This window comes from Ktedonobacter sp. SOSP1-85 (assembly GCF_016587415.1).
Taxonomy (GTDB): domain Bacteria; phylum Chloroflexota; class Ktedonobacteria; order Ktedonobacterales; family Ktedonobacteraceae; genus Ktedonobacter.
Genome location: NZ_BNJI01000003.1, coordinates 1,363,234 through 1,375,106 on the forward strand (window position 1 = coordinate 1,363,234; position 11,873 = coordinate 1,375,106).

Annotated in this window: 9 protein-coding genes; 4 read left to right on the forward strand and 5 right to left on the reverse strand. The window is 54.9% G+C overall.

Annotation, left to right across the window (positions count from 1 at the left end; all coding sequences use genetic code 11):
• Positions 1 to 156: 156 nt before the first annotated feature.
• Entirely contained in the window at positions 157 to 609 is a 453-nt protein-coding gene (locus KTE_RS44025; RefSeq protein WP_201393454.1) for a hypothetical protein, read from the forward strand.
• 528 nt (positions 610 to 1,137) lie between these two features.
• Here the strand turns inward: KTE_RS44025 and KTE_RS44030 are convergent.
• Both KTE_RS44030 and KTE_RS49185 read right to left on the reverse strand, forming a co-directional pair.
• The gene (locus KTE_RS44030; RefSeq protein WP_201393456.1) at positions 1,138 to 2,472 is read right to left on the reverse strand and encodes an NRAMP family divalent metal transporter; all 1,335 of its coding nucleotides are present in this window, start codon (positions 2,470 to 2,472) and stop codon (positions 1,138 to 1,140) included.
• A gap of 25 nt (positions 2,473 to 2,497) precedes the next feature.
• The gene (locus KTE_RS49185; protein ID WP_255553072.1) at positions 2,498 to 2,626 is read right to left on the reverse strand and encodes a hypothetical protein; all 129 of its coding nucleotides are present in this window, start codon (positions 2,624 to 2,626) and stop codon (positions 2,498 to 2,500) included.
• Between KTE_RS49185 and KTE_RS44035 the strand changes: the two genes are divergently transcribed.
• Positions 2,625 to 2,930, forward strand: a complete 306-nt coding sequence (locus KTE_RS44035; RefSeq protein ID WP_201393458.1) for a hypothetical protein — start codon at positions 2,625 to 2,627, stop codon at positions 2,928 to 2,930. The genes KTE_RS49185 and KTE_RS44035 overlap by 2 nt on opposite strands.
• 148 nt (positions 2,931 to 3,078) lie before the next feature.
• On the opposite strand, the gene KTE_RS44040 is transcribed toward KTE_RS44035, so the two are convergent.
• Positions 3,079 to 7,869, reverse strand: a complete 4,791-nt coding sequence (locus tag KTE_RS44040) for an HAD-IC family P-type ATPase (RefSeq protein ID WP_236601000.1) — start codon at positions 7,867 to 7,869, stop codon at positions 3,079 to 3,081.
• Between the two features lie 238 nt (positions 7,870 to 8,107).
• Entirely contained in the window at positions 8,108 to 8,398 is a 291-nt protein-coding gene (locus KTE_RS44045) for a hypothetical protein (RefSeq protein WP_201393462.1), read from the reverse strand.
• Between the two features lie 253 nt (positions 8,399 to 8,651).
• On the opposite strand from KTE_RS44045, the gene KTE_RS44050 reads away from it, so the two are divergent.
• The gene (locus tag KTE_RS44050; protein WP_201393464.1) at positions 8,652 to 9,482 is read left to right on the forward strand and encodes a DUF4037 domain-containing protein; all 831 of its coding nucleotides are present in this window, start codon (positions 8,652 to 8,654) and stop codon (positions 9,480 to 9,482) included.
• Between the two features lie 51 nt (positions 9,483 to 9,533).
• Here the strand turns inward: KTE_RS44050 and KTE_RS44055 are convergent, their stop codons facing one another.
• Positions 9,534 to 10,721, reverse strand: coding sequence for an MFS transporter (locus KTE_RS44055; protein WP_201393466.1), 1,188 nt, complete (start codon positions 10,719 to 10,721; stop codon positions 9,534 to 9,536).
• A gap of 625 nt (positions 10,722 to 11,346) precedes the next feature.
• Here KTE_RS44055 and KTE_RS44060 point away from each other — a divergent pair.
• Positions 11,347 to 11,784 (forward strand): RidA family protein, encoded by a 438-nt coding sequence (locus KTE_RS44060; protein ID WP_201393468.1) that lies wholly within the window; start codon positions 11,347 to 11,349, stop codon positions 11,782 to 11,784.
• The last annotated feature ends 89 nt before the right edge of the window (positions 11,785 to 11,873 follow it).

Here is an 11,873-nt window from a genome sequence, read left to right on the forward strand (position 1 = left end):
TCTGTAGTAGGGATATCACCCTGGGCGACAGGCACGAAAGCTTAAGCTGGCTATGGCGATTGATTTTATCTCGCATGCTATTCTTATATAGGGATCTACCAGTAGAGTACTCTTTTGTCGTTTGGAGAGCTAGAGAAAGGCAGTGGGGTGAGTTTCATGAGTGGGCCAGAGGAAAAACAATCTCAGCCAGAGAAGACAGAACACGTGGACGAGCGCCTGAACAATATAGCTTATTCCCTGGGCTACTTTCTGGGAAATACGCGTTTACGCGCTCAGCATTTCGCTCAAGCCTTTCGTGAGGGGAATGTAGAATCAAATCACATGCACCAGGAGCCTGTGGAAGCGCAAATGGAGCCTTCAGAGCAGCAAATGGAGACGAATTCAATCATCACTGAATATGCTGCGACTCCCAGGCAGCCGGAGCCTACCTTGACCCAGAAAGCAGAGGATGTGATAGAAATTGTGGGTATCCAGTTGGATACGCTTTTCACAGTTTCGCGCATCCTTATGCGTAGGACGGTTGCACGTATTCGCGAAGATGTCGAAGATATATGGGTAGAGAGTCAGATACTTCGAAAGCGTCAGAGGCGACGAAGGCTCGAACGATAGTAGACGTGCTGTGGGAGATGACAGGTTCTCCCACTGAATAGGCAAAGACTTTCTCGCTTTGTGCCTTTCTCTGTAAAGGGAGGAATGATGCTGTTTTAATAATTAGCCAGAGAATAGGTGAGCATCCTCATTCTCGGATTTAATATTAGAGCATTACTAATGTACATATTTTAACCTTTATATAAAGTTGCTTTAACAAATATTTACTATAATGAAAATGCAAGCAAGCACTGTTGTGTTATCCAACTGAACTGACGCATTTTTCTCGTGACAAAAGGACATTCCTATGCTGTGGAAACTGGCTTCGATGATTCTTCTCGATATTCTCAAGACTTTGATTGTTGAACTGGCTATAAAAGTCATCTCTTCGCTTATTTCGCATTGGATCGCCTCCATGAAATCGCTCCAGGCGCAACCTTCTCCTGCCCTAGGCCTTAGCCTTGTCCCCAACGCTCTATAATATAATTTTGCTAGGAAATTTTACCAGGTTGTTCGAACAATCTGGTAAAATTTCCTAGCAAAATTATATTATGAGGCAAAGAGTTGATAGAAGAGTAATAGGACGCTGGCAACGAGGATGAACGCGATTATGACCAGGCTCATGCTGTGAGGCAGGCTAAGACATTGGTCTTTCATGATCGCGCGCTGGTTGCCGATCCATAAAATGCTTATGACGAGCAGGGGGGCAATGATGGCTGCCAGGATGTTCGACCAGAGAATGAGCTCGATGCCGGGAATGTTGAGCGCGAGACTCATGAAGGCCAGCACAACCGCTGCAAGGAGCACCAGGTAAATTCCCCTTTGCCATGCTTTTCCCCCAGAGAATGGAGACCAGCCACAGGCGCCCGAGACCGCGTAGAATGTGCTTCTTAAAAGGACGGGAATGGCGACCAGGCCGGAGCCAATGAGGCCAATGGCAAAGAGATAGCGGGCCAATCTACCAGCGAGAGGCTCCAGGGCATAGGCCGCGTCTATCGCGGTCAACATGGGTCTGTGGTGGACAAAGAGCGTTGAGGCGGTTGTGACCATGATAAAGTAAACAATCGTCTGGCCAATCATGGCTCCGCTCCCTACATCTAGTCGCGTGGCCCGTAATTGTTGCTTGAGCGTTCCGCCGCGTTGCTCTTCAATTTCGGCGTGTGACTGCCAAAACATAGAGTAGGGTGAGATAGTTGCACCTAGCAGGGCAACCGCACTACTGATTCCCGCCAGGTCCCACCTCATCTGTGGTATGAGCGTGTGCATAAGCACACTGCCCCAATTTGCATGCGTAAAGATGGACGCGAGGATGTAAGCGAGAAAAACCAGGCTCATCGTCAGAAAGATCTTCTTGAAGGCCTCAAAGTCAGGGCGGCAGGTAAGAAACCAGAGGGCTAGCGCGAGTGGAGCGATAAAATACCCCCAGGCAATACCCATAATGAGCTCTAGCCCACTCCCGATGGCAGCAAGGTCTGCCGCGATTAAGGCCACATTGCTGATGCTCAGCAGAAGTGAGATTGCCAGCGCCACTTTTGTTCCGTAGCGTTCAAGCAAGAGTTGCGAGAGCCCTTTCTGGCTAACACGACCTATTTTAGCGCAGGCAAACTGCACCGCATAGTAAAGTGGCGTAGTGAATAGCAGCAGCCAGAGGTGACCATACCCTATCCTGGCTCCATCAATGGCATAGGTGGTAACGGCTGAAGGATCATTCCCCGATGTTCCCGAAAGCAAGCCAGGCCCCAGGAGGCGTAAGAAGGCGTGCCGCCTGACCTCTGTTCCCTCAGAGGGGGCGTCTCCTGCCGATATCAATATATGCTCATGTAGAGATTTTGTTGCCCTATTTATGGTATATTGGCCCTGAGAGGCCGTTTTTTCTGTCTTCACACCCATACACTCCTCCCAGACTTCTTTAATGCTTCCAGGTGCGTATGTGCTCCGCTGTCTGGCGGACCTCCTGCAAAATACTGCTGGAGGAGCCAGCGGGGAGCATGGCTGGCTCTGGTGCTTCACTCATGGCAGAGTTGTAGCCAGCCGTCATGCTGGACCTGACTCTCTGCCAGAGGCCCACTGCCCTCTGCTCTTCCTGCCCTTTAGGAATGTCTGGACTTGTCAGCTCAATCGTCGCCGCCAATTGGTTTGGCCATGCCCTCAAGTATTTGCGAGACGAAACGCGTTGGGCGCGAGGCCAGTGGCCGATTAAGCATCTTAAAAAACGGGATAGCGGCGATAAAGATCGCGAGGGGCGGCTCAATAAACTCCAGGGCTACCGCCGCTCCGAGTTCTCCATAGTAGCCGATGGAGCGTGGTCAATCAATTTCAATCGATCCCACACGATTGGTTAATCCACGCGCCTGTTCATCCATGGTATCTCCTCCAAAGGTTTTTAGTGGGCGTCCGCTAAATGAGAAGGGATAAAATTTTTGTGGGGACACCCCATGTCCCGGCAGGAGGGTTTCCCTCCTGCACCTCCCTTTTTAGGGGTTGCACTATTTATAAGACGTTCGCTAATGGAGCCTGTCGTAAACGTAGCTGTGGTAGAGGCACTACAGGGATAAACGTAGTCAGGTGATGGATAATAACGGCTGCAATTGCTCCAGCGCCAATCAGTGTCCATCCAAGCGGTCCCGGCATCACAAGCCTGAGGAAGCTGCGCAGAGGTGGCATAGTAAATGTTGCCAGGAGCACTCCAGCGGAGATCGCTACGGCTCCAAAGACGGTGCGCGTGAGCGTCTCTTCAGTTCTGCCAGCGTCAAGCGTCTGGGCGAGCTGGGTGACTACGATACTGGCAAAGGCCACCGAGCGCGCCTCTGCTATGCCTGAGCTGAGCATAATGATATACGAGGCAAGCGCCGGGAGAGCGCTTGCCACTGCGCGACGCACAATATCATCGTACAGCGGCTTGCCAAGCGCCGCCATTCCCTCGCGTTCCAGGCCCGCGAGATCGCGATGCTCAGGCTCTTGCATGGCTACGGCAGTTGCTGGCAGTACATCCGTGATGACGTTCATCGCCAGAATTTGACGGGCATTGAGCGGGAAGTTGAGCGCCAGGAGACTCGCGCCAACGACCAGTCCCAGCTCACCTAGATTGCCGCCTAAGAGCAAGCCAAGTGCCCGGCGAATGTTGCGCCAGAAACTGCGTCCCTCAACCAGGGTCTCCACCAGGGTCGAGAAATCATCGTCAACGAGTACGACATCTGCAGTCTGGCGGGCAACCTCTGTACCTCCGCGACCCATGGCGACTCCGACATCTGCCAGGCGGAGCGCGGGCGCGTCATTGACGCCATCGCCAGTCATAGCGACGGTATGGCCATACTGGCGTAGCCGCTCGATAATGCGTAGCTTGTCCAGCGGGGTCGCCCTGGCAATGACGGTTATATGCTCCAGGCACGCGCCCAACTCATCGTCGGACAACGTCGCCATTTCAGCGGCATTGAGCACGCCATCCCCACTCGCTAGCAGTCCTGCCTCACGCGCAATGGTTCGTGCTGTGAGCGGATGGTCGCCAGTGATCATGATGACACGTACCCCGGCGTCGCGACAGCGCTGTACTGCCGCCTGCACCGTTGGGCGCAATGGGTCACTGATACCCAGAAAGCCGAGCGCCGTCAGTGCTTGTGGATCATCCAGCGGCATATCGGGAGGTCCTTCCGCGACCATGAGTACGCGTAGTCCTCGCTCAGCCAGGTGCTGGGAGCGTGTAAGCAGCTCCTGTCGGCCAGCCTCATCGAGGGGTTGTTTCTCTCCATGGAGCTTGATTGCGCGACAGCATGGGATCAAGGCCTCTGGAGCGCCCTTGATACAGAGGCGTTTCAGCGCAAGCGTGGTGTAGAAAGAGCGCAAGGGATCAAAGGCCAACTCTGCCTCGCGCTTGACGTGCAATTGCTCATCGAGGTCAGCCTTCTGTGCTCCACGAATCACGGCGAGGTCCGTGGGGTGAGAGGCGGCATCGGGCGCATCGGGATGTGGACTGGCGAGGGCCGCCGTGAGCAGCACATGCCGGGCATCGTCCGAGAGTGCGTTCGAAATTGGCGCCTCGTGCTCGTTGTCTGTAACCAGGCTGAGCGCGAGTTGTCCCTGAGTTAACGTGCCGGTTTTGTCGGTACAGGCGACATCGACTCTACCGAGCGCCTCGACGGCTGAAAGGCGCCGGACAACGGCATTGCGGCTGGCCAGGCGGCGTGCGACCGCTGCCTCACTGGCGCTGGCCAGGAGGGGCAGACCCTCGGGGATGGCCGCCAGCACGATGGTTACTCCCGTGGCCAGTTGCGCGGCCAGGGGTCGTTTGAGCAGCAGCCCTGACACGATGACGATGACGCCTCCCGCCAGTGAGAGTGGCAAGAGGGTCTTAAGCATGCGATTCAGGCGCACACCCAGCGGACTCTGTTCGGTCTCCTCGACCGCCAGGGCGGCGGCAGTCGCACCCATACGTGTCTGGTGCCCCACCGCGACCACAACCGCTTGCCCGGTGCCGGTTGTCACATCGCTCCCCTCCATCACGATACGGCTGCTATCCGTTCCTCCAACCGTCACTTTGGCGACTGGTAGGGATTCACCTGTGAGCATCGCCTCATCTACCTCCAGACCTTGAGCGCTTAAGACACGCGCATCGGCGGCGACGTGTTCGCCTGGTGTAAGCAAGAGCACATCCCCAGGTACCACTTCTTTCGCTGGCACACTTATGGGCTGGCTATCTCGCAGGACGTGCGCCGTTGAAGACTCCATTTGTTCCAGCGCCTCCGCGACCCGGTTGGCCTTATGCTCTTGCCAGGCGCCAATAGAGACGTTTGCCAGGATGGTCGCGCTGATGATGGCAAAGTCGCCAGGCGCGCCTAACAGGAGTGAGAGACCCGCTCCGGCGGCATACACAGCGATCAGCGGCGAGCGCACCTGGTCCAGGAACGTCGAAAGAAGCTCAAAGCGCCGCGCTCGTGGCGCCTCTTTGTGGTGCCGTGCCGCAGCCTCTACGTTGCTAAGTCCCTGCTCTGAGGTTTTTAGGGCCTGTAGGACTGCCTCTGGCTCGCGTTGCCCCCAACGCTCAGGATGGGGATCGGTGAAATGAGAGATGGCTGAACCGGGTCTCTCCCCGCCGCGCAGGCGTAACCATCCATCAAAAATGGCTCCGAGCGTGGCGATAGAGACAACACGTGAGGCTGGCACCAGGCCCCTCGCTATCCCACGAAAGCCTAGCCCAGCACCAATAATGTTCGCGACGCTAGACCAGGCAACGGCATCGCGCATAGTCTCGTCACAGCGAGCGCCCGCCTCCACAATGGCTGCGACAGCCTTAATATCGGGTGCCAGCAGGTCGACACAGGCCGGAAGGCGTGTGTGTTCATTGGTCATACCGATTGCCAGGTCACAGGCGTCAAAGGCGGCCGCCGCCCCGGCGTGGTCCGCGACAAAGGCGACTCTCGCCCCTGTTTGCTGCTTCATATGAATGGCTTCAACGGCATTATCTCTATCAACAAGAGATACATGAGCACGCGTAGCCAGGGCCTGGGCCGCCATTTGATCATGCTCTACCAGGACACCCAGCTCTACCTTGTTTCGCTGGCAAGTTTCGACAAGATCGCTCACACCTGGCGTAATGGCTGGCCTGAGCGCGAAGATACCAAGCGGGCGCGGCTTACGCTGAGAGCGCAGCACCAGGACGGTGTTACCGCTCTGGCGTAAGGGTGCGGCCTCGGGCAGTGCTGCCCAGTCCTCGACGTAGCCAAGCATATACTGTGTGCCTTCGATGGTCGCTGTGGCCCTGGTGCCATCAAAGGTCGCGCTGGGAAGAGTTAAACTCTTCGTGCTACCAAAGACGCCTCCCCAGGGAAAGCCAGCAGCGGCGGTTATCTCTTGCGCAAGCGCTAGAAGCTGGGTTGGATCATAGCTCTCGTCCAGAGAGAGTGTGCTCGCCAGTTCCAGGTGATCACTGAGCAGGCGCGCGCCATCTAGAAAGACGCAGTCTGGGCGACGGATTTGGCGATCCGGTCGTGTCCCTACAATGACATTCCCGGCTCGCAGCACACGCGCGGCCGCCCGATGTTCCGAGCTATCCAGGCCAATCATAGCCGGTCGAGGATTGACCAGGAGCAGGGCCACAAGCGTCCGGGTCCAGGAATGGGTAAGCAGGGCTGTTCCCGCTGCATACACCAGCGAGAGGGGGCTTACCACCTGTAGATAACGCTCAAAGAGCGTTGGTGCGACCGGCGCCGGGCGCGGGGCTGGTGTAAAGGCCTCAAATGAGGCATCGCGCTGTAGGCGCAAGGTAAAGGGGCCACCAAAGAGGAGAGCACCGGGGGGTATGGTGCCTCCTGGATAGACAGGCATCGGCAGAGCATCGCGTCCAATCGCGGTGCCTCTTCCCTCTATAACAGAGGCTGCCAGAGATGTACGCTCACCCGCCTCAAGTCCAATGATAGCATCCGGTTGAGCCGAAGGAGCCTGCGCAATCTGTTCTTCATACTTTCGCCAGGTTTTCCGCTGCTCATACGTCTCAGTAGCGAGGAGCAGCGAATCAGCCTCATTGACGCTTAGAGCCAGGGCATTGTTGGAGAGGGTCTGCGTAATTATGCCTGGAATGCTAAAGAAAAGGTCGGCCCCAGTTCGCCCTAATAGCTTGCGCGCACCATAGCGAATAGGCGGGATACTCTGAAGGATACCGAGAATACTGGCGACCTGGGTCGCAACGTCGGCGCCTGGAAGTGGTTCCTGAATGCTTAGAAGTCGGCGTGTAGCGAGGAGTCCAAGCCCCAACGCGGCTCCGATGGAGCGCATAGTGCTGCGGACTAATGGTCCTAAATCAAGCGGATCACTCAGCTGTTTCTCATCGGGAACGTCTGGCAAATCCACGCCCACGATGTCGGCGATAATATCCTCTAGCTCCACCTCATGCTCAGTATACTCGACGAGTAGGCGCCCGGTAAGACCATTTGCGGTAACATGTACGCCAGGTCGCTGCTCCATTTGTTTTATGAGACGCTTAGCCAGCGTCGGATCACACTCTAAGCCGCGTACCGGGATACGCATACGGAGGGTTTGACCCTGTCGTTCCTTTTTAATAGATGAGCGAACGGGTCTATGACTGGAGGCTGGCTGCTCCGTAGGGATAGTCTCCGTAGATGGTTCAAGTCTCTGTAGCCTCTCAAGAAGGGCTGGCTCACTGGTGAGGTGTGGATCAAATTGAATAAGCACATTCTCTGTAAGAGGATTGGCCTGCGCACGCTGCACACCGGCTACATGGCGAAGCTCTGTTTCCAGGTGTTGTATCCCCTGGCCAGACCAACCTGGCATATGTACCCGTATTCTCCCTGGTATCGCGTGTAGAACCTGGGCTTGCCCAGCGACAGCTATGCCCATAACAGCCCCCAATTTCTTGCTCAAATACAATACACAGCAAAGCATACCCCTTGTGCAGGGGCGGAGCTTGCTCGGCCTCTGAGTCCATGCCAGCATGGAGCCTACAACGGAGAGTTCAGACCTCTTAAGAGGCAGAGTTTGCTCGACCTCTGAGTCCATGCCAGCATGGAGCCTACCTATCCTGATTTATAGATTTGGTCGCAGGGTCAGTGGGTTGCTGCTGATTGGTTGTTGCAGCTTGCCCATTAGCTTGTGGAGAGCTTTCGGCTGAAACACGCCCTTTCTGGAAACCATGAGCCATGCTCTTGCCAAATGAAGCGGCTGTCTCTCCAGCTATCAATGCACCTGCGAGGCCATAGACGGCCCCTTTGCGTAGAAGTTTACGTGCCTTTGGCGAGAAGATCGCCGCAGTTACCACTGCTGTAGCAGCTACCTCCGGCTCCGCGAAATCTTCAAGAGCCATATTGCTACCTCTCTTTGAGAAAATCTGTCACGTAGTACAACAATTTGAGGAATCCATCCCACCAGCACAAAACACCTATCCTTAAGGAATAGTTGAAAGAAGATAAATACGCAAAGTCGGTTTATAAAATTTGGCTTAGTAGAGAAAACACGCCCCTGTCTTACAGGTAGTAACAATATGGCACCCAATATGCCACCATCTTGAGTGCCTGTGCTATGCTGTATGCACCAATAGTCTCTAAAGGTGGATATGTATGCATTATGCCAGCCAGTGGCGTTGCGATATCGCCCGGCGTATCGCGCCCATTATCGCCCGTAATCCTGCTATCAGCGCCATTATGGTAAGTGGCTCGACCTCGCGCGACCGTGCTGATAGCTTCTCCGACATTGAGATTGGTGTCTTCTGGTCGCGTCCGCCGCGTGATGAGGAGCGCATGGCACCCATCGAGCCAGCGGGTGGTACCTTCTGGGAGCTGGACCCTTATGATCCCGAGGATGAGGTCTGGATGGAGGAGTGGGGCCTCAACGAGCTGAAAATCGATATGCGCAACATGACTGTTGAGAGCCTTGAGTACCAACTGCAGGCCGTCCTCGTGGAGCACGACACCACCCCCTTTCGCCAGTACACGCTCTCAGCCGTGCAGCATGGTATCCCACTGTATGGTCACGAGATCATCCAAGGCTGGCAGGAGCGCCTCGTTGCCTATCCTGTAGGCTTGCAAGAGGCCATGGTGCGGCGCTATATCGCTGGCGATCTGCGTGAGTGGTGCTGGTGGATCGATCAGCTCCTCAGTCGTGGCGATACCCCGCTCGTCTACCAATCCTTCAATGAAGCCATCTTTAGCATCATCAGCATCCTTATGGGTCTCAACAAGATCTACCATCCCGGCTACAAGTGGTTGAAATACTCCCTGGCCGAGATGCCCATCCAGCCTGAGAATCTGGGCGAACGCATCCAACAGGCTTACCTGCTTGCTCCCCACCAGGGATTTGCCACCATCCAGTCCCTGGTCCTTGAGAGCTACGACCTGGCAGCCCAGGCCCTCCCCCAGCGCAAGCGCTTCGAGCAAGCGCCTTCCCACTAGTAGCCGCGTACACAAGTAGCGGCTACTAGTGGAGAGAGAGGTTTGTAAGCACTATGCGATCTTTTCGGCAGTACTCGTCGCTGGGGCGCAGAGCGCGGCAAGTACACATAGAAAGACCACCAGGAATAACGCGAGTCGAAGTCCCACTCGATCAGCAATAAAGCCAATCACGGTTGGACCGGCAATCATACCGAAATACCCCCATGTCGTGACCGTTGCAAGAGGAGAGCCTGTATCCTGCTTAGCAAGTCGCCTCGCCGCACTTACCACAAGAGGAAACGGAACGGAAAGGCCGATTCCTACCAGGCTCAGACCAAAGAGCACTATGGGCGTCCAGGTAAACACCAGCGCCAGGGTAAGCCCGATGGCCGCAAGTAAGCAGGCACTGCGCACAAGCATAGCAGCCCCGAAGCGCATCGCCAGCTTATCGCCAACGCTGCGCCCAAGAGTCATACAGAGTAAAAAGGCGGTGAAGCCTGCCGCTGCTAATCCAGCTCCGGTATGGAGCGTACTGGAGAGATACACAGCGCCCCAATCGAAGATAGCCCCTACGCTGAGAAAGACACAGAAAGCAATTATCCCTAACAATATGAGCGGTCGTGAGGAATGTAGAGGCAGTGCTTTGTGAGTGGGTTGTTTTCGTGCGTTTTGTATCGGCCTTGATGGCAAAAGCCAACGCGAACTCCCTATGAGGCCAGCACAGGCGCAGATAGCTATGGAGAGAAAATGGAGATCAGGGCTTACATGTAAAGCAGCCAAAATACTACCGAGTGAGGCGCCAACCAGGCTTCCCACGCTAAAGCACGCATGGAACGAATTCAGAATAGATCGGCCATATGCCTGCTCGACATCGGCGCCCTGCATATTCATCGTGACATCCATTGCGCCATTGCCGGCTCCAGAGAAGGCAAGCGCCAGGAAGAGTAGCGGCATTGTTGGCGCTACAGCCATCAGAGGAAGCGCGACACCCATACCAAGGGCGGCAACGGTGCTAATCACATTGCTCCCATAGTGCCTGGAGAGGCGACTGGCAATATTCATAGTGAGAAGTCCACCGACGGTACATCCCAGTAAGGCCAGCCCTAGTTGGCCTGAAGGTAGGGCAAGCTTCATTTGTAGCTCAGGAAGACGTGTTGACATGGTAGCTGTCATCAGGCCATTCAAGAAGAAGAAAACACTCACGGCTACCCGAGCTAGACCTGAGCGCCGTTTATCTGTTTGCTGAAATTTTGTTATCATAGCACCCTTCAATCCAGGAGAGAGCCTGTAGGGGCAGAGCTTGCTCAGCCTCCGAGCGCAGCGATATGCCCAGCGGCTGTCGGCCTGCGGGCCTCGGAGTCCATGCCAGCATGGACCCTACAAACGTGGTGAATAGGCCAATAAGTGGTAGTGAAGGGAACATACTCGCTTGAAGAGTGGAGAAGCAGCGAAAAGGAGAATGAGATGCGCAGCATAAACTCCATCGCAGGATCATCTCTTAAGCGCGAGATGCCCGGCGATACACGCCGCGAAGATGTGAAGAGAGGTAGGAAGCTATGAAAATGCAACCTGTTATGACAGAACAGGTAAGATTGTGGATTTGTAGCCTGTATTACCCCGCGTAAGCCCGGCGTGATCGCTTAGGCGGGTAATTTGGTTGCGTTAATCATGGTTTCGCTTGCTTTCAATACAAATGGTTTTCTCTGGGTAAGGTCAGATCTTTTGTACACAAAACTCTACCAGGTGACTGGCACTCTGTCAAGCCGCTTGCAGGGTTAGGCAAGGAAGAGGGCGAATCTTGTCCTTTTAATGAAGTATAGTATGAGCAAGTTGACAGGCCAGATACGACTAGTATCTAGCAAACTCTATTTAAGGGGGAAAAGAAATGTCTCATTCTACGCAACCGAACCCAAACCAGGGGATTATAGAATTTCTCAATCCTGAGCATCTGCATAAAAATCCGGCGTTTACCCAGGTAGTTAGCGTTAGTGGGCCAGCGAAAACCATTTATGTTGGTGGCCAGAACGCAGTGGATGCACAGGGAAATATTATAGGTAAGGGGGATATCAAAGCACAAACGCAACAGGTGCTTGCCAACATACGCGAGGCGTTAGCTGCCGCCGGGGCCGAGCCCAGCCATATCATCAAATGGAATCTATACCTTGTCCAGGGTCAATCGCTGCGTGAAGGATTTGCGGCCTTTCAGCAATTCTGGGGGCATAGCCCCAATCCACCCGTCATTACAACGGCCATTGTGGCGGGACTGGCGAACCCAGACTATCTCCTGGAAATGGACGTGACCGCAGTCGTTCCATTGGCATAAATAATAACCATACGGCCTATATTCCGACATATTCTAAAAGGCACCAGGAGCCGCGTATAAGGATCCTGGTGCCTTTTAGAATATACAAG